Annotated in this window: 18 protein-coding genes; 14 read left to right on the forward strand and 4 right to left on the reverse strand. The window is 69.1% G+C overall.

What is annotated here, in order from left to right; genetic code table 11:
• Positions 1–7: 7 nt before the first annotated feature.
• From OG230_RS29020 to OG230_RS29030, 3 genes are read left to right on the forward strand one after another with little or no spacing between them, the layout of a single operon-like run.
• On the forward strand, positions 8–1,180 hold the full coding sequence (locus OG230_RS29020) for a cytochrome P450 family protein (protein WP_328906685.1): 1,173 nt from the start codon (positions 8–10) through the stop codon (positions 1,178–1,180).
• A gap of 14 nt (positions 1,181–1,194) precedes the next feature.
• A complete protein-coding gene (locus OG230_RS29025) occupies positions 1,195–1,614 on the forward strand; it encodes a PaaI family thioesterase (protein ID WP_328906686.1) in 420 nt (139 codons plus the stop codon).
• Positions 1,615–1,625: 11 nt separating this feature from the next.
• Positions 1,626–2,840, forward strand: coding sequence for a cytochrome P450 family protein (locus OG230_RS29030; protein ID WP_328906687.1), 1,215 nt, complete (start codon positions 1,626–1,628; stop codon positions 2,838–2,840).
• A 24-nt stretch (positions 2,841–2,864) separates the two neighbouring features.
• Here OG230_RS29030 and OG230_RS29035 read toward each other — a convergent pair whose 3' ends face one another.
• Positions 2,865–3,866, reverse strand: coding sequence for a Gfo/Idh/MocA family protein (locus tag OG230_RS29035; RefSeq protein WP_328906688.1), 1,002 nt, complete (start codon positions 3,864–3,866; stop codon positions 2,865–2,867).
• A gap of 118 nt (positions 3,867–3,984) precedes the next feature.
• Here OG230_RS29035 and OG230_RS29040 point away from each other — a divergent pair, with 118 nt between their 5' ends.
• The 10 genes from OG230_RS29040 to OG230_RS29085 all read left to right on the forward strand — a co-directional run bounded on the left by OG230_RS29040 (position 3,985) and on the right by OG230_RS29085 (position 14,035).
• Positions 3,985–4,743: a GntR family transcriptional regulator gene (locus tag OG230_RS29040; RefSeq protein ID WP_328906689.1), complete on the forward strand. Its 759-nt coding sequence runs from the start codon at positions 3,985–3,987 to the stop codon at positions 4,741–4,743.
• 123 nt (positions 4,744–4,866) lie between these two features.
• Positions 4,867–5,859: a sugar ABC transporter substrate-binding protein gene (locus OG230_RS29045; RefSeq protein WP_328906690.1), complete on the forward strand. Its 993-nt coding sequence runs from the start codon at positions 4,867–4,869 to the stop codon at positions 5,857–5,859.
• 152 nt (positions 5,860–6,011) lie between these two features.
• Positions 6,012–7,022 carry a substrate-binding domain-containing protein gene (locus OG230_RS29050; protein WP_443051398.1) on the forward strand — a complete coding sequence of 337 codons (1,011 nt, stop codon included), beginning with the start codon at positions 6,012–6,014 and terminating at the stop codon, positions 7,020–7,022.
• The gene (locus tag OG230_RS29055) at positions 7,019–8,077 is read left to right on the forward strand and encodes an ABC transporter permease (protein WP_328906691.1); all 1,059 of its coding nucleotides are present in this window, start codon (positions 7,019–7,021) and stop codon (positions 8,075–8,077) included. Before OG230_RS29050 ends, OG230_RS29055 begins: the two co-directional genes overlap by 4 nt.
• Positions 8,044–8,871 (forward strand): ATP-binding cassette domain-containing protein, encoded by an 828-nt coding sequence (locus OG230_RS29060; protein ID WP_328906692.1) that lies wholly within the window; start codon positions 8,044–8,046, stop codon positions 8,869–8,871. Before OG230_RS29055 ends, OG230_RS29060 begins: the two co-directional genes overlap by 34 nt.
• A gap of 112 nt (positions 8,872–8,983) precedes the next feature.
• Positions 8,984–10,150: an ROK family glucokinase gene (locus OG230_RS29065; RefSeq protein WP_328906693.1), complete on the forward strand. Its 1,167-nt coding sequence runs from the start codon at positions 8,984–8,986 to the stop codon at positions 10,148–10,150.
• Between the two features lie 64 nt (positions 10,151–10,214).
• A complete protein-coding gene (locus OG230_RS29070) occupies positions 10,215–10,805 on the forward strand; it encodes a hypothetical protein (RefSeq protein ID WP_328906694.1) in 591 nt (196 codons plus the stop codon).
• 36 nt (positions 10,806–10,841) lie between these two features.
• Positions 10,842–12,536 (forward strand): bifunctional 3-oxoadipate enol-lactonase/4-carboxymuconolactone decarboxylase PcaDC, encoded by a 1,695-nt coding sequence (gene pcaDC, locus OG230_RS29075; RefSeq protein ID WP_443051399.1) that lies wholly within the window; start codon positions 10,842–10,844, stop codon positions 12,534–12,536.
• A gap of 12 nt (positions 12,537–12,548) precedes the next feature.
• Positions 12,549–13,196: an MBL fold metallo-hydrolase gene (locus OG230_RS29080; protein ID WP_328906695.1), complete on the forward strand. Its 648-nt coding sequence runs from the start codon at positions 12,549–12,551 to the stop codon at positions 13,194–13,196.
• Positions 13,197–13,255: 59 nt separating this feature from the next.
• A complete protein-coding gene (locus OG230_RS29085; RefSeq protein ID WP_328906696.1) occupies positions 13,256–14,035 on the forward strand; it encodes an exodeoxyribonuclease III in 780 nt (259 codons plus the stop codon).
• Positions 14,036–14,050: 15 nt separating this feature from the next.
• On the opposite strand, the gene OG230_RS29090 is transcribed toward OG230_RS29085, so the two are convergent.
• Positions 14,051–14,218: a hypothetical protein gene (locus OG230_RS29090; RefSeq protein WP_328911649.1), complete on the reverse strand. Its 168-nt coding sequence runs from the start codon at positions 14,216–14,218 to the stop codon at positions 14,051–14,053.
• Between the two features lie 374 nt (positions 14,219–14,592).
• The gene (locus tag OG230_RS29100) at positions 14,593–14,976 is read right to left on the reverse strand and encodes a GntR family transcriptional regulator (RefSeq protein WP_328906697.1); all 384 of its coding nucleotides are present in this window, start codon (positions 14,974–14,976) and stop codon (positions 14,593–14,595) included.
• Between the two features lie 246 nt (positions 14,977–15,222).
• Here OG230_RS29100 and OG230_RS29105 point away from each other — a divergent pair, with 246 nt between their 5' ends.
• Positions 15,223–17,385, forward strand: a complete 2,163-nt coding sequence (locus OG230_RS29105) for a DNA methyltransferase (RefSeq protein WP_328906698.1) — start codon at positions 15,223–15,225, stop codon at positions 17,383–17,385.
• On the opposite strand, the gene OG230_RS29110 is transcribed toward OG230_RS29105, so the two are convergent.
• Positions 17,372–18,292, reverse strand: coding sequence for a hypothetical protein (locus OG230_RS29110; protein WP_328906699.1), 921 nt, complete (start codon positions 18,290–18,292; stop codon positions 17,372–17,374). The two genes, OG230_RS29105 and OG230_RS29110, sit on opposite strands and share 14 nt — an antisense overlap.
• Positions 18,293–18,365 lie beyond the last annotated feature (73 nt).

The following is an 18,365-nucleotide window of genomic DNA, read 5'->3' on the forward strand; positions in this document are numbered from 1 at the left end:
GCCGGCCATGACCATGGTCGATCTGAACGACGTACACGATTTCAGGGCGAATCCGTATCCGCTCTACGCCGAGTTGCGCGCCGAGGGGCCGGTGCACACCATCCGCGCCGAGGGCTTCGACCGCATCTGGCTGATCGTCGGGTACGAGGAGGCCAGAGCGGCCCTTGCCGACCAGCGCTTCAGCAAGGACTGGCGGACGGGCGCCAACTGGTCGGCCTCCGGCGGCTCGATCAACGCGAACATGTTGGAGATGGACGCGCCGCACCACACCCGGCTGCGCAAGCTCGTCGCCCGCGAGTTCACCGCGCGCCGTGTCGAGGCGCTGCGCCCCCGGGTCCAGCAGGTCACCGACCACCTGCTCGACGAGATGCTCCCCGCGGGGCGCGCCGACCTCGTGGACTCCCTGGCCTTCCCCCTGCCGATGACCGTCATCTGCGAACTCATCGGTGTCCCGGACCTGGACCGGGACGCCTTCCGCCAGATGTCGGGCGGCATCGTCGCGCCGTCGTCGGCCGAGCAGGAGGGCGAGGCGGTCCGCGCCATGAGCGCGTACCTCGTCGAGCTGATCGAGGACAAGCGCTGCGCACCCGGCAAGGACCTGATGAGCGCCCTCATCGAGGCGCGCGACGACGGCGGCGACCGGCTGTCGCCCGACGAACTCGTGGGCATGGCCTTCCTGTTGCTGGTGGCCGGCCACGAGACGACCGTCAACCTCATCTCCAACGGGGTACGGGCTCTGCTCGACCACCCGGAGCAACTGGCCCTGCTGCGGGCCGATCCCGGGCTGACCGACGGCGCGGTCGAGGAGATGCTCCGCTACGACGGGCCGGTGGAGACCGCCACCTTCCGCTTCACCCGGGAGGACGTGCGGATCGGCGAGACCGTCGTTCCGGCCGGTGAGGCGGTGCTGGTCGCCCTGGCCTCCGCCGACCGCGACCCGGGCCGCTACCCGGATCCGGACACCTTCGACATCCGGCGCGAGGCCAAGGGGCATCTGGCCTTCGGCCACGGCATGCACTTCTGCCTGGGCGCGCCGCTCGCCCGGATGGAGGGACGCATCGCCATCCGCACGCTGCTGGAACGCTGCCCCGAACTGGCACGGGACCCGGACGGCGGCGAACCCGACTGGCTGCCGGGCCTGCTGATGCGAGGGGTCCGGCGGCTGCCGGTCCGCTGGTGAGGGAGGAACCGGAGATGAGCTCACTCGATCTGGAGTCCGCACAGAAGGTCCTCGACAGTCAGCCCTTCAGCGTCCTCGTGGGAGCACGCGTCACGGCCTTCGGGGACGGCGGCGCGACCCTGGAGGTCGCTGTCCGGCCGGAACTCCAGCAGCAGAACGGCTTCCTGCACGGTGGGGTCATCGCGTACGCGGCCGACAACGCGATCACCTTCGCCGCCGGGACCACGCTCGGGCCCGCCGTGCTGACCGGCGGGTTCTCCATCCAGTACGTCCGCCCGGCCACCGGGAGGACCCTCTCCGCCCGCGCCGTCGTCGTGCACTCCGGCCGCCGTCAGGCCGTGGTCCGCTGCGATCTGTTCACCCTCGGGGACGACGGCGAAGAGAACCTCTGCGCCGTCGCGCAGGGGACCGTCCTCTCCACCAGGACGTCCTGAAGGGAACCGAGTTGACCACGGAACCGCTCATCGACCTCGCCTCGCTCGGCGAGGACTTCACCCGCGACCCCTACCCCTTCTACGCACGCCTGCGGGCCCTCGGGCCCGTCCACCGGGTCCGGATACCCGAGGGCGCACCCGCCTGGCTCGTCGTCGGGTACGAGGCGGGGCGTGAACTGCTCGCCGACCAGCGGCTGTCCAAGGAATGGCGCAGGGCGTCACCCGCGCTGGGCGTCGGCAAGGTATCGGCGGGGACGTCGATGCTCAGCTCGGACGCCCCCGCCCACACCCGCCTGCGCAAGCTGGTGACCCGGGAGTTCACCCCGCGCCGGATGGAGCAACTCGCTCCGCGCATCCAGGAGCTGACCGACGAACTGCTCGACGCGATGGAGGCGGGACCCGGCCGGGGCACCGACCTGGTGGAGGCGCTGGCCTTCCCGCTGCCGATGTCCGTGATCTGCGAGCTCCTCGGCGTGCCGTTCCTGGACCGGCAGGCGTTCCGCCAGTGGTCCAACACCGCCGTCTCCTCGCTCGACGCGGACGAACGCCTCGCGGCGACGACCTCGATGAGTGCCTACCTGGCCGGACTTGTCGCCGAGAAGCGCACCCGGCCCGGCGACGACCTGATGAGCGCGCTGATCCACACGGCGGACGAGGAGGGCGACCGGCTCTCCGGTGACGAGCTGATGGGGATGGCCTGGCTGCTGCTGGTCGCGGGCCACGAGACCACGGTCAACCTGATCTCCAACGGTGTCCTGGCCCTCCTCACCCACCCGGAACAACTGGCCGCACTGCGGGACGACTTCGGTCTGATCGACGGCGCCGTGGAGGAGACCCTGCGCTACGAGGGCCCGGTCGAGACCCCGACCTACCGCTTCACCACCGAACCGCTCGACGTGGGCGGCACGGTCATACCGGGCGGTGGCGAGCTGGTGCTCGTGGCGATGGCCGACGCCAACCGCGACCCCGCCCGCTACGCGGAGCCCGACCGCTTCGACATCACGCGCGACGCCCGGGGGCATGTCGCCTTCGGCCACGGCATCCACTACTGCCTGGGCGCGCCGCTGGCCCGGATCGAGGCCCGGATCGCGATCAGGTCGCTGCTCCAGCGGTTCCCCGAGCTGCGGCTGGACGCGGACCCGGCGGAGCTCAAGTGGCGTACGGGGATGCTGATCCGGGGCCCGCAGAGCCTTCCGGTGACGTGGTCGCCGGGCTCGTCCGGCTGAGGGCGACGGGGCCCCGGGCGCGGTTCAGGCGCCCGGGACCTCGCTCAGGTCCACCGGCCGGTGCTCGCGCCGCGACCACTCGCACGCCTCGGCGATCCGCAGCGCGTGGAGGGCCTCGCGGCCGTCGCACGGGTTCGCCAGCTCGCCCCGGACCACCCGGACGAACGCGTCCAGCTCGGCTTCGTACGCCGGGGCGAACCGCTCCAGGAAGCCGGGCCACGGCTTCGCCGGCGCTCCGGGCCCCTGCGGCTCCGCCGAGGTGAGCGGCGTACGGTCGTCCAGGCCGACCGCGATCTGGTCCAGCTCGCCGGCCAGCTCCATGCGGACGTCGTACCCGGCGCCGTTGCACCGGGTCGCCGTCGCCGTCGCGAGGGTCCCGTCGTCCAGGGTCAGCAGGGCCGCCGCCGTGTCGACGTCTCCCGCCTCGCGGAACATCGGGGGTCCGGCGTCCGAACCCGTCGCGTACACCTGTGTCACCTCGCGGCCGGTCACCCACCGCAGCATGTCGAAGTCGTGGACCAGGCAGTCCCGGTACAGGCCCCCGGAGAGCGGGAGATAGGCGGCGGGCGGCGGCGCGGGGTCCGAGGTGATCGCGCGGACCGTGTGCAGCCGGCCCAGCCGCCCGTCGCGTACGGCGGCGCGGGCCGCACCGTATCCGGCGTCGAAGCGGCGCATGAAGCCCAGTTGCAGGAGGGTGCCCGCCGACTCGACCTCCGTCAGCGCGCTCAGCGTGCCCGGCAGGTCGACGGCGATCGGCTTCTCGCAGAAGGCGGGGAGACCGGCCCGGGCGGCCCGGGCGATGAGTCCGGCGTGGGCGGCGGTCGCCGAGGCGATCACCAGGGCGTCGACGCCGCTCGCGAACAGCTCGTCCACCGAGGCGGCGGTCGCACCCGTCCGGGCGGCGGTCAGGGCCGCGCGTTCCGGGTCCGCGTCGGCCACCACCAGTGAATCCACGGCGGGGTGACGGCTGAGCACCTCCGAGTGGAAGGTGCCGATACGTCCCGTTCCGATGAGTCCGATGCGCATGGCCCCAAGGTGGCGTTCACCCTTCGTCATGTCAAGCTTTTGTCCTGACAAATGAACGACTCGTGCACCCGTTCGGAACGGCATGGCTTTGTCAGGACAATCGAACTAAGCTCGTTCCGTGCCCACACAAGGAACCGACCAGGCGCTCCCGCTGAGCGTGGACCGCACCAGCCCGGTGCCGCTCTACTTCCAGCTGTCGCAGCAGCTGGAGGCGGCCGTCGAACAGGGCCGGCTGGCCCCCGGCAGCCTCCTCGGCAACGAGATCGAGCTCGCGGCCCGGCTCGGCCTGTCCCGTCCCACCGTCCGCCAGGCGATCCAGTCGCTCGTGGACAAGGGGCTCATGGTCCGCCGCCGTGGCGTCGGTACGCAGGTCGTGCACAGCCAGGTCAGGCGCCCGCTCGAACTGAGTTCGCTCTACGACGACCTGGAGAAGGCCGGTCAGCGCCCCGCCACGCGCGTCCTGCGCAACACCGTCGAACCGGCCACCGCCGAGGTCGCCGCCGCGCTCGGCGTGGCGGAGGGCAGCGAGGTCCACCTCGTCGAGCGCCTGCGCTCCGCGCACGACGAGCCCATGGCCCTCCTGCGCAACCATCTGCCGCCGGGCCTGCTGGGCCTTCCCACCGAACAGCTGGAATCCACCGGGCTCTACCGGATGATGCGGGCCTCGGGTATCACCCTGCACAGCGCCCGGCAGTCCGTGGGGGCGCGGGCCGCCACGGCGGGGGAGGCGGCGCAGCTCGCCGAGCCCGAGGGGGCGCCGCTCCTGACGATGGAGCGCACCACCTTCGACGACACCGGGCGGGCGGTCGAATTCGGCTCGCACGTCTACCGGGCCTCGCGCTACTCGTTCGAGTTCCAGCTGCTCGTACGTCCCTGAGCGACCGCTCCCGCACCGGGGCTGCGTAAGAATGTTCGGACAAACTATTGACGGTGGTCATACAACGCCGCTAGAACTCCCCCAGCCGCACTCGGGCGGCCGGGGAGAGAAGGCGGGCCCACCATGCGCACGATCCGCACGGCAACAGTCCTGATCGCCATAGGCGTTCTCACCCTCGCAGGATGCAGCGGGTCGGGCGGCAAGGACTCCGAGGACCCGTCCGGCGGCGGGGGAGGAGGCAAGGCGGTCTCCACCCCGCGTATGAAGATCGCGATGGTCACGCACTCCGGGCAGGGCGACACCTTCTGGGACATCGTGCAGAGCGGCGCGGAGCAGGCCGCGGCCAAGGACAACGTCGAGTTCCTCTACTCCGCCGACAAGGAGGGCAAGGAGCAGGCCCAGCTCGTCCAGGCCGCCATCGACCAGAAGGTCGACGGCATCGTCGTCACCCTCGCCAAGCCGGACGCGGTCAAGGCGGTCGTGGCCAAGGCGGTCGCGGCCGGCATCCCCGTCGTGACCATCAACTCGGGCGCGCAGCACTCCGCCGAGGTCGGCGCGCTCAGCCACATCGGCCAGGACGAGGCGGTCGCGGGCGAGGCCGTCGGCGAGGAGCTCAACGGCCGGGGCCGCAAGAAGGCGCTCTGCGTGATCCACGAACAGGGCAACGTGTCACTCGAAGAGCGCTGCGCCGGGGTGAAGAAGACCTTCGAGGGCGAGGTCGAGAACCTCAACGTCGAAGGCACCAACATGCCGGCCTCCACCTCCTCCATCGAGGCGAAGCTCCAGGCCGACCGGGACATCGACGCGATCGTCACCCTCGGAGCCCCGTTCGCCGCCGCCTCCGTCAAGGCCAAGGAGGGCTCCGGATCCACCGCCGAGGTCGACACCTTCGACCTCAACGCCGAGGTGGTCAAGCGGCTCAAGGCCGAGGAGGTCGGCTTCGCCGTCGACCAGCAGCCCTACCTCCAGGGCTATCTCGCCGTCGACGAACTCTGGCTCAACAAGACCAACGGCAACGTCATCGGCGGCGGGAAGCCGGTCCTCACCGGACCCGCGATCGTCACCGCGAAGGACGTACCGCAGCTGGAGAAATACACCGCGCGCGGCACCCGGTGACCGCCCCGTGCAGTGCCGTGCCGCCGCACCGCCTCGCCCCTGCCGGGCGGCGCGGACACCCCCTCGGGGATACTTGGGCAGCCGGGCCGGGAGTGCACTCTCCCCGGCTCCACCAAGCAGCACAGCGAGCAGCACTAGAAGGGCACGGCGTCGTGGCAAGGGTTCGGACAGGGGTACGCGCGATGGGCGCCGTGCTGGCAGCGGTGCTCGGGGCGTCCCTCATGGGATGCAGCAGCACCGGCGGCAAGCGGGCGGAAGAGCGCGCGGCGCAGGCCGCGGAGGGCCGGTCCGCGGTGAACACACCGCGCTGGACCTTCGCCATGGTCACCCACTCGGGCGACGGCGACACCTTCTGGGACATCGTCCAGAGCGGCGCCGAGCAGGCGGCGGTCAAGGACAACATCAACTTCCTCTACTCGCACCACGACGAGGCGCAGCAGCAGGCCCAGCTCGTCCAGGCGGCCATCGACAAGAAGGTCGACGGGCTGATCGTCTCGCTCGCCAAGCCCGACGCCATGAAGGCCGTCGTCGCCAAGGCCACCGCGGCCGGCATCCCGGTGATCACCGTCAACTCCGGCTCCGCGGAGTCCAAGGAGTTCGGCGCCCTCACCCACATCGGCCAGGACGAGGCCATCGCCGGTGAGGCCGTGGGCGACGAGCTCGACCAGCGGGGCCGCAAGAAGGCCCTGTGCATCCTGCACGAGCAGGGCAACGTGGGCCACGAGCAGCGCTGCGAGGGCGCCAAGAAGTCCTTCGGCGGCACGATGCAGAACCTCTACGTCGACGGCACCAACATGCCCGACGTCCAGGCGTCCATCGAGGCGAAGCTCCAGTCCGACAAGGGCATCGACGCGGTGGTCACCCTCGGCGCACCGTTCGCCGACGCCGCCGTGAAGGCGAAGGAGACCGCGGGCAGCAAGGCCGAGGTCGACACCTTCGACCTGAACGCCAAGGTCGCCACCGCGCTCAAGGACGGCACGCTCGGCTTCGCCGTCGACCAGCAGCCCTACCTCCAGGGGTACGAGGCCGTCGACCTGCTCTGGCTCTACCGCTACAACCGCAACGTGCTCGGCGGCGGCCTGCCCGTCCTGACCGGCCCCCAGATCATCACCTCCGACGACGCGTCCGAGCTCGCCGAGTACACGAAGCGGGGGACCCGATGACAGCGACCGGGCAACCAGCGGCTCCGGCGCCCGGCCGGCCCGACGAGCGGCTGCTTCGCGTCTCGCCGCTGCGCAGACTCCTCGGCCGCCCGGAACTCGGCTCCGTCGTCGGTGCGGCGGCGGTCTTCCTGTTCTTCGCGGTCGTCGCCGACAGCTTCCTGCAGGTGTCCAGCTTCGGCACGGTCCTGTACGCCGCCTCCACCATCGGGATCATGGCCGCGCCGGTGGCGCTCCTGATGATCGGCGGCGAGTTCGACCTTTCCGCCGGCGTCATGGTGACCAGCTCCGCGCTGATCTCCTCGATGTTCAGCTACCAGATGACGGCCAACGTCTGGGTCGGCGTGTTCGTCTCCCTGCTGGTCACGCTGTGCATCGGCGCGTTCAACGGCTTCATGCTGACCCGCACCAAACTGCCGAGCTTCATCATCACGCTCGGCACGTTCCTGATGCTGACCGGTCTCAACCTCGGCTTCACCAAGCTGATCAGCGGAACCGTCTCGACGAAGTCCATCGGCGACATGGAGGGCTTCGACTCGGCCCGCAAGGTCTTCGCCTCCCAGCTGACCATCGGCGACATCGAGCTGAAGATCACCATCCTGTGGTGGGCCGTGCTCGTCGCGATCGCCACCTGGATCCTGCTCCGCACCCGCTTCGGCAACTGGATCTTCGCGGTCGGCGGCGAGGCCGACGCCGCGCGGGCCGTCGGTGTGCCGGTGATCCGTACGAAGATCGGTCTCTACCTCGGAGTGGCCTTCGCCGCCTGGGTCTCCGGACAGCACCTGCTGTTCAGCTACGACGTCGTGCAGTCCGGCGAAGGCGTCGGCAACGAGCTGATCTACATCATCGCGGCCGTCATCGGCGGCTGCCTGATCACCGGCGGCTACGGCTCCGCGATCGGCTCGGCGGTCGGTGCGTTCATCTTCGGCATGACCAGCAAGGGCATCGTGTACGCGGAGTGGAACCCCGACTGGTTCAAGTTCTTCCTCGGAGCGATGCTGCTCCTGGCCACCCTGCTCAACGCATGGGTTCGCAAGCGCGCGGAGGCGACGACATGACCGCGACCCAGGCACTCGTCGAGCTGGACGACGTCAGCAAGTTCTACGGCAGCATCAAGGCGCTCGAACACGTCTCGCTGGAGGTCCACGCGGGGGAGATCACCTGCGTGCTCGGCGACAACGGCGCCGGCAAGTCCACCCTCATCAAGATCGTCGCGGGGCTGCACCGGCACGACGCCGGCACCTTCCTGATCGACGGCGAGGAGACCACGCTCGCCAACCCGCGCGACGCCCTGGACCGGGGCATCGCCACGGTCTACCAGGACCTCGCGGTCGTGCCGCTCATGCCGGTCTGGCGGAACTTCTTCCTCGGCTCCGAGCCGACGAAGGGAGCCGGCCCCTTCCGGCGTCTCGACGTACCGCTGATGCGCGAGACGACGCGCGCGGCGCTGCTGCGCATGGGAATCGACCTGCGGGACGTCGACCAGCCCATCGGCACCCTGTCCGGCGGTGAGCGCCAGTGCGTGGCGATCGCCCGCGCCGTCCACTTCGGCGCCAAGGTCCTCGTCCTCGACGAACCCACGGCGGCGCTCGGCGTCAAGCAGTCCGGTGTCGTGCTGAAGTACGTCGCGGCGGCCCGCGACGCCGGCCTCGGCGTGGTCCTGATCACTCACAACCCGCACCACGCCTACCTCGTGGGCGACCGGTTCGTCCTGCTCAAGCGCGGCACCATGTCGGGCAGCCACACCCGGGACAGCATCACGCTGGACGAGCTGACCCGGCAGATGGCGGGCGGCAGCGAACTGGAGGAGCTGAGCCACGAGCTGGGCAAAACGAACCGGTCCGAGGACTGAGGAGGAATCGGTTGCCGGACGGACCGGGGCGGGCAATGGCAGAATCGACCATGGCGGGCGCAGTCCGCTGCCGGCGGCAGCACGCACCGGCCCCCCGACCGACGCAGGGACGATGAGCACGTACCGCGACTTCGCACACCGCGGCTCCGCCCGCGCCACCGTCCTCAAGACCGTCGGCACCCGGGAGCGGCGCTCGCACCTCACGGCCCCCCGCGTCCCCACGGTCGGCATCGACATCGGCGGCACGAAGGTGATGGCCGGGGTCGTCGACGCGGACGGCAACATCCTGGAACAGCTGCGCACCGAGACGCCCGACAAGTCCAAGAGCCCGAAGGTCGTCGAGGACACCATCGTCGAGCTGGTCCTCGACCTCTCCGACCGCCACGACGTGCACGCCGTCGGCATCGGCGCGGCGGGCTGGGTCGACGCCGACCGCTCCAAGGTCCTGTTCGCCCCCCACCTCGCCTGGCGCGACGAGCCCCTCCGGGACGCCATCGCCTCCCGCCTCGTCGTCCCCGTCATGGTCGACAACGACGCCAACACCGCGGCCTGGGCGGAATGGCGCTTCGGTGCCGGCCGAGGCGAGGACCATCTCGTCATGATCACGCTCGGTACGGGCATCGGCGGCGCGATCCTGGAGGACGGGCACGTCAAGCGTGGCAAGTACGGCGTCGCGGGTGAGTTCGGCCACATGCAGGTGGTGCCCGGCGGGCACCGCTGCCCGTGCGGGAACCGCGGCTGCTGGGAGCAGTACAGCTCCGGCAACGCCCTCGTGCGCGAGGCCAGGGAGCTGGCCGCCGCCGACTCCCCGGTGGCCCACAGCATCATCGAGCGGGTCAAGGGCAACATCCCGGAGATCACCGGACCGCTCATCACCGAACTCGCCCGCGAGGGCGACGCGATGTGCATCGAGCTCCTCCAGGACATCGGCCAGTGGCTCGGTGTGGGGATCGCCAATCTCGCCGCCGCGCTCGACCCGTCCTGCTTCGTCATCGGAGGCGGCGTCAGCGCCGCTGACGACCTGCTGATCGGCCCCGCCCGCGACGCCTTCAAGCGGCACCTCACCGGCCGCGGCTACCGCCCCGAGGCGCGGATCGCGAAAGCGCAGCTCGGCCCGGAGGCGGGTATGGTCGGCGCCGCGGACCTGGCCCGTCTGGTCGCCCGCAGATTCCGCCGCGCCAACCGGCGCCGGGTCGAACGGTACGAGCGGTACGCGCAGATCTACGACCAGGCGGCGAGCACCATCCGCAGCACCCGGAGCGCCCGCACCGTCGACTGATCCGCGCCGCTCCGCCGCCGCTTTCCGTACTCCGTATCCGCAGCACCTGGGGAAACCTCCGATCATGATCGCAGCCGAGCACGCCGCCGAGCCGCGCCCGACGTCGCCGTCCGGCGACGGCCCGCCCCCGCAGGACCGGCGCCGGATGATCCGCCGCCGGCTGATCACGGCGACCACCATCGTGCTGCTGATCGGCATCCCGGCCGGCTACCTGGTGATCTCCGCCGCGCAGAGCCGCCGCTCGGGCAAGGACAAGGAGGCCGAGGCCGCCGCGCAGGGACTGCGTGAGGACTGGCCGTCCGGCATGCAGCGGCGGATCTTCGAGATCCCGATCCCCGGCAACGCGACGGGCGTCCAGTACTACGAGACCAACAACTGGAAAGCCAGCCGGATGTACGTGAAGTTCCGTACGACGTCCGCCGGCCTCGACCGCTTCCTGAGCAACACCGGAACGGGCCGGGCCGCGCTGAAGCCCGGTGCCGTCACCATCAGCCCGCGGGACATAAAGATCACGGGCTGGTACTTCGGTCCGGGCGTGTACTGGGCGGGTGTGACGCACACCAACAAGGACCCGCGCCCCACGCAGAACATCACCGTCAACATGACCGATCCGGCCAGTCCTGTCGTCTATGTCGTCTCCGCGGCGACCCCCTGACCGCGGCCCGACGGACGGCTCACTAACCTGGAGCGAGTGAGCGAAGTGACTGAGACGACCCCGCAGCCCGCGCAGAACCCGCAGCAGCAGCCCGTGGCGGGCCAGGTGCCGCAGCAGCCGACGCAGAGCCAGGTGCCGCCGCAGCCGGAGGTGACCATGCAGGTCATACCGCCTGCACCGGCCCAGCAGCCACCCCTTCACATGGACCCGGTCCAGGCGCAGCACCACCTGCAGCCGGTCCAGGCCCAGCAGGTCCCGCACCCCGTGCAGCCGGTCCAGGCCCAGCGGGCCGCCCTCCAGCCCGCCCAGCCGCCGCACGCCGCGCAGACCGCCCACACCCCGCACGGGGCCCACGCCGCTCCGGCCACTCACAACGCCGCCCACGCCGCTCCGGCCACCCACAACGCCGCCCACGCCGCGCCGGGCCCGCAGCCCCGGCAGGCCACCCAGCCAGCCGCGCCGCAGGCCCCGCAGCTCCTTCAGTACCGCTTCGACGGGCCCGAGGACGCCCCGGTTCTCGTCATCGGCCCTTCCCTGGGTACGACCTGGCACATGTGGGACCGGCAGATACCCGAGCTCTCCCAGCACTGGAGGATCTTCCGGTACGACCTCCCGGGCCACGGCGGCGCCCCCGCGCACCCCGCCACCGGCGTCGGCGAGCTCGCCGACCGGCTGCTCGCCACCCTCGACAGCCTCGGTGTCCAGCGCTTCGGTTACGCGGGCTGCTCCATCGGCGGCGCGATCGGTGCCGAACTGGCGCTGCGCCACCCGGACCGGGTCGCCTCGCTGGCCCTCGTGGCGGCCTCGCCCCGGTTCGGCAGCGCCGACGAGTTCCGCCAGCGCGGCGTCATCGTCCGCACCAACGGCCTGGAACCGATGGCACGCACCGCCCCGGAGGCGTGGTTCACCCCCGGCTTCGCCGCGGCCCAGCCGGCCATCGTCGAATGGGCCGTCCAGATGGTCCGCACGACCGACCCCGGCTGCTACATCGCCGCGTGCGAGGCGCTGGCCGCCTTCGACATGCGGACGGAACTCGGCCGCATCAGCGTCCCCACCCTCGTCCTGGTCGGCGCCGAGGACCACGTCACCGGGCCCGCCGAGGCGCGCACGCTCGTCGCCGGGATACCCGACGCCCGGCTCGCCCTCGTCCCCGGTGCCTCCCACCTGGCCCCCGTCGAGCAGCCCGGAGCCGTCACGGACCTGCTCCTCATGCACTTCTCCACGGCCTGGCAGGACACCCTGGGGCCCATCCCCGTGCCGCCCGTCGTCCCGGCGCTCTCCGTCCCCTTCATGCCCGTCGCCGAGATCGCGGCGGCCCCCGCCGGCCCCGGGAGCACGGGAGGGGCCGGGCACGACGGCTACGACCGCGGAATGAAGGTCCGCCGCGAGGTGCTGGGCGACGCCCATGTGGACGGTGCGACCGCCGCGACCGACGCCTTCACCGAGGACTTCGAGGAGCTGGTCACCCGCTACGCCTGGGGCGAGGTCTGGAACCGCGAGGGCCTCGACCGCCGCACCCGCAGCTGCGTCACGCTCACGGCACTCGTCGCCTCGGGCCACCTGGAGGGCCTCGCCGCCCACACGAGAGCGGCGCTGCGCAACGGGCTCACACCGAACGAGATCAAGGAAGTGCTGCTGCAGTCCGCCGTGTACTGCGGCATCCCGGCCGCGGGCGCCGCGTTCGCCATCGCCAGGTCGGTGATCCAGGAGGAAACCAGGCCGCCCGCGTAGCAAGATGGGCGCATGGACGCATCGCCTCTCACGCTCACGAAGAAGACCCACTCCTGCATCCGGCTCGAGAGGGAAGGGCGGGCGATCGTCATCGATCCCGGCGGATTCTCCGAGGGCGACGCGGCCATCGGCGCCGACGCGATCCTGGTGACGCACGAGCACCCGGACCACTTCGACGAGGCGCGGCTGCGCGCGGGTCTGGAGGCCAGTCCGGCGGCCGAGATCTGGACCCTGCGCAGCGTGGCCGACCAGCTCTCCGCCGCCTTTCCCGGCCGGGTCCACACCGTGGGCCACGGAGACACGTTCACCGTCGCGGGCTTCGACGTCGAGGTGCACGGCGAGCTGCACGCCGTGATCCACCCGGACATCCCGAGGGTCACCAACATCGGCTTCCTGATCGACGGTTCGGTCTTCCACCCCGGCGACGCGCTGACGGTGCCGGACCGTCCCGTCGACACGCTGATGCTGCCGGTGATGGCCCCGTGGAACAAGATCTCCGAGGTCATCGACTACGTGCGCGAGGTCCGGCCGCGGCGCGCCATCGACATCCACGACGCCCTGCTCACCGACCTCGCGCGGCCGATCTACGACAACCAGATCGGCAGGCTGGGCGGCACCGACCACAGCCGGCTGGCCCCCGGCGGCGCCGCCGAACTCTGACCGGCGCCGGCAGGCCGGGAGCCGGGCGACTGTCAGTGGGAGGGGCTAGGTTTACTGCCATGCGCATCGCCACCTGGAACGTCAATTCGATCACCGCCCGTCTTCCGAGGCTGCTGGCCTGGCTGGAGAGCACCGGCACCGACGTGCTGTGCCTCCAGGAGACCAAATGCTCCGCCGAACAGTTCCCGGCCGAAGCGCTGCGCGAGCTGGGCTACGAGTCCGCGGTCAACGCCACGGGCCGGTGGAACGGGGTCGCGCTGATCTCCCGCGTGGGCCTCGCCGACGTCGTCTCCGGCCTGCCCGACGGCCCTGACTACGAGGGCGTGCAGGAACCGCGCGCGATCTCCGCGACCTGCGGCCCGGTCCGCCTCTGGTCGGTGTACGTGCCGAACGGCCGCGAGGTCGCGCACGACCACTACGCGTACAAGCTGGCCTGGTTCGAGGCCCTGCAGAAGGCCGTCGCGGCGGACGCGGCGGGCGCGCAGCCGTTCGCCGTCCTCGGTGACTTCAACGTCGCCCCGACGGACGAGGACGTCTGGGACCCGGCGCTCTTCGAAGGGGCCACGCACGTCACCCCGGCCGAGCGCGCCGCGCTCGCGAGTCTGCGCCAGGAGGGGCTGTCGGACGTGATGCCGCGCCCCCTCAAGTACGACCGCCCGTACACCTTCTGGGACTACCGCGAGCTCCGCTTCCCGAAGAACAAGGGCATGCGGATCGACCTGGTCTACGGCAACGCCCCGTTCACGGCCGTGGTCAAGGACAGCTACGTGGACCGTGAGGAGCGCAAGGGCAAGGGCGCGTCGGACCACGCCCCGGTCGTCGTCGACCTCGATCTCTGAGCGCGGTCGCGGACCTCAGCCGTGCGATGAGGCGTTCCTCGCCGCGCGCAGCAGGTGCGGGGCACGGGACCGCACGGCGTCGGTGACCTGCCGCTTGGACGGATTCACCATCGCGTGGCCGGCGACGGTCACGGTCGGCACCGTCTCATTCTCGAGGTTCGTCGCGGCGATGCCGGCGAACATCGTGTCGAGGTGGGGGACGCGCTGCCGGTCGAGGCGGATGTGCCTGAAAAGCGCGCGCAGCGTGGGGGATCGCTGTGCGCATCCTCAAGCGGTCGAGGACAGTCTCCAGGGGTGTCTGTACCGCCTACCAGCGCCGAGCGAGGACTTCCCCCGGCTGCATAACGGTGCGTACGTGGCCACCGTGAGGACCGGCCACTGCTTCTACTTGCTCAACGGGGGGCACGCCGTCAACTTCCTGTACCGCGCCAGCGTGGGGCCGTTCATCTTCCTTGTACAGGCCGAGATACTCGCCGCTTCCACTGCACTCGCCTGTGGCGGTCTCGTCCCCGGAATGCGCGAGATCAGCCCGACCGGCCGCGCCACCATCGCCGCGATCAGCGGGAGACTTCACCGCTGCCATCGGCCTGGGCTTCGAGGCGGGCAAGCCGGTCGTTGACTCGCCGGAGTTCGCCGCGGATGGCCTCCAGTTCCTGGCTGAGTGACAGAGATACGGGGTTAGCCTCCTTCGCGGAGGCGGGGGACATTGAGGGATCCCGGACGAAGACACCGCGACCCTGGTGGGAGATCACCGCACCTTCCTCCCGAAGTACCCGGAGCGCGCTTTGCGCGGTCATCAGCGCAATGTCGAACTCCTTCGCCAGTTTCCTCCCCGAAGGCAGCCGGCTTCCTGGCCGGTATTTCCCACTGCCGATGCCGTCGCGCAGTGCCGCGGCGACTTGCAGGTACACCGGGCGAGGGTCGTCAGGGCTCAGCTCCATGTCCACGAGCGTAGCTGACCTAGTCCACCGATTGGCTTCTGTCGGTTCGATGGACGGCAGGAGGGCGTCGGGGTAATTTTGCGACATAGGTCGACCTATGTCAGTGGAGTCTGAGTCGGTGGCCTGACTTGAGCTGCTCAAGTCTTGACGGCCCACGGCTGCGGCTTCTGTTGAACAGGGCGTGAGGGTGTACGGAGCGGACCCCAGCCGCGAGCGTGGATACTTGTCCAGAATCTGGAGGACCAAGTGACGATCTTCGAACCGGAGAGCATGTTCGACGCCGTGGAGGACGGGCCGCAACGCATTAGTCGCAGTGCAGTGCCACCCGTGTCGGCACTGGAGGCTGGATTCCCTGCCGAGATGATCTCCGCAGCTGCTGAGCGAGAGTCGTGGCGCAAGGAAATTCACCGTCCTGCCACGCACACTCACAAGTGGTGGGCGCAGCGTCTCGGATCTGTATTCCGTGGGATCTTGGCAGCTGCTGTTGCTGAAGGTGAGCAGGATGCGATGGACTGCTACAGCAGTGCGCTGCGGCTCCCCGGTCTGGTCGTTTGTGATCCCTTTGCCGGCTCAGGTACGACGCTGGCGGAGGCTGCCAAGCTTGGCGCCAAAGTTGTCGGCAGGGATATCAACCCTGTTGCCACCCTTGTTCAAAGGCAAGCTTTGGCGCCCTGGGACCGAACCCTCTTGGATGCGGCTTTCAAGAAGATCGAGTCGCAGGTCCGAGAGCGGATCGACGCGCTCCATCGGAACAAGGATGGGCTTCCCGTCCTCTACTACTTCTGGGTTGCGTTGGCCTCTTGCCCGCAGTGTCCGGCCGATGCCGCGCCAGTCGAGTTGTTCAGTCGCTATGTCTTCGCCCAGCACGCGTATCCGAAGAAACACCCGACGAGTCGCGCAACCTGCCCGCATTGTCATGCTGTCGTCGTTGTTAACGTCGTCGAGGACAGCAAGCTCACATGTCACGAGTGCGGTGAGACCTCAGGCATCTCGGGGCCTGTGAATCGCGCCACGATGACATGCCCGAGTGGTCACGCGTCGAAGGTGCTCGATGCGCTCGGTGATCAACCGCCCGCGCTGCGCATGTATGCCAAGCAAGTCCTATACCCAGACGGTACGCGGCGATATGAGTCCATCGACGAATTCGACCGTGCTCTGTACGCGCAGGCTGAACGATGCCTTGCTGATGGGAGGGGGGAGCTGGTCTTGCCAGCTGGTGGGCTGGATGACGGCCACAATACCCGGCAGGCCATCAGGTGGAACTATCGAGATTGGGCTCAGTTCTTCAATGCGCGCCAGCTCTACAGCCTGGGCCTGCTCGGAGCTGCGATCCGCGATCTGGACCCGAGCCCAGAACGGGAGGCCCTGGCTGCCCTCTTTTCGGGTGTACTGGAGTTCAATAATCTCTTCTGCTCGTTCAAGGGAGAGGGTACGGGCGCTGTTCGCCATATGTTCTCCAATCATGTACTGAAGCCTGAGCGAACTCCGCTCGAGGCTCACCCTTGGGGAACGCCTTCATCATCGGGAGCCTTCTCTACGCTGTACCAATCGCGGATTATCCGGGCATGGGACTATAAACAGAATCCGCATGACTTGATCCCATCGCAGGGGAGTGCCGAACGGCGATTCGGATTGTCGGAAGCCTTGAAGCGTGATCTCGGTAGTGCGCAGGAGTTCATCGACGGTATGGCGACGGCGTACATCAGCCATGGGTCCTCGGCGTCGTTCGACTTGCCGGATGCCTCGGTGGACCTTGTGATTACTGACCCGCCGTATATGGACAACGTCCACTACAGCGAACTCGCGGACTTCTTCCACGCCTGGTTGCGCGAGATCAAGCCGTTCGACGGCTACCCAACCGCCTCCACTACGACGCGGCATGCTGCAGAGGTACAGTCTGCCAACCCTGCCGACTTCGGTGAGGCAATCCGTGCCGTTTGGAAGGAGTGCGCCCGTCTCCTCAAACCCCAAGGGCTCCTGGCCTTCACCTTCCACCAGGCCCGGATCACCGGCTGGGCGGAACTGGTCAAGGCGCTCGAGTCGGCGGGATTGGTGGTCACCGCGGTCCAGCCAGTCAAAGCCGAGATGAGCACGAGCACGGTCAAGTCCAGTGCTGCGGACCCCTCCAACTTGGATTCGATTGTGGTCTGCCGCCTCGTTGGCCACAGTGCACCAACAGCGACAACGATCGCAGATGTGGAGTTGCGCGCAGTAGCTGGCCTTCGTGAGTGCCAAGAGGCAGGCGCAAAGGTCGGCTTTGCAGATGTGGAGTCGGTGGTGCGGGGCTCGGTGCTGGCCTTGCACACGCTCCCGGGCAACTCAATGTCGATGGACTCCCTGGCAGCGGCTGCCGATGAGGCTGTGACTCGCGCTGCTGCTGCCCTGGAAGTGCGCTCTAACCGATCGTGAGTGTCCTCAGATCGATTTCGAAACGGCCTCGCTGGGATGTCTCCTCCTTGCGCTTGGCTGGCTGAGGAAAGGGATCTTCAGCCAACTCCTCCCGCTCGGGGGACAGCTTTGCGAGCCGGTAGCAGTGGAAGATTTCCCAGACCCCATCGGATACGGATCGGGTCATCTCACGTACGTAGGCAAGAGGGTGCTCGCTGGAGAGGTCGCCGCGCTCGCTGATTAGGGTCGCCGATCCGGTAAGCCACTCCCAGCCGAGAGGATTCGGGAACACCAACATGGGGCGCTGGCGATCTGCTCCGTCTCCATACGTACCGAGGCCAATCTGCTTCTTGCGGGTACCGGTGATGCGCTCGTAGAGCACGACATCCTTGTTGAGGGCAGCACCGGCTACCAGGACAAGAGAGTGGACGTAAACGGTCCCTGTGTCCACGCCCTCTGCCAGAGTCACAAAGAGGTAGTAGGAAGGGATCCGCAACGCCGATCCAGTTGCGGAGTAGACCCGGATCGTCTCGCATGGCGGCGTGCTGTTGTAGTCGAGACCGCTTGCACGTGCAGGCTTCCCGTTCTTGCCGAGATCCACCTTCTTCACTTCGAGGCCGAAGATCGCACGGGTGTCGTAGTCCGCGCCGCCAGTCTCCAGGAGGTAGTACTCCTCGGGCCGAGCAACGATCACGTCAGGGCTCACGAGCGGTTTGTCGGCCCTGAGGACGAGTGTGTCGTCCTGGAACTCTTCCTTGAGGATTTCTGCTACGTACTCGTCGAACGGATCATCCTGGGTGTTCCGCTTTTCGCGAAGACGGAACGGGACGGGCTTGCCGGCCTCGTCGAAGAACCTCTCGGACAGGATGATGAAGGCCAGTCCTGGCAGATCCGTTGGTCGCACTCGATCGGTCGCATCGTAAGTCATGCCGCATAGCTAACACGTTGGGCCTGCAGCGCGCTGAGACTTGATCGCATGTGCAGTCACCGCTCGGCAGCGC

The organism is Streptomyces sp. NBC_00234 (assembly GCF_036195325.1).
Taxonomy (GTDB): domain Bacteria; phylum Actinomycetota; class Actinomycetes; order Streptomycetales; family Streptomycetaceae; genus Streptomyces.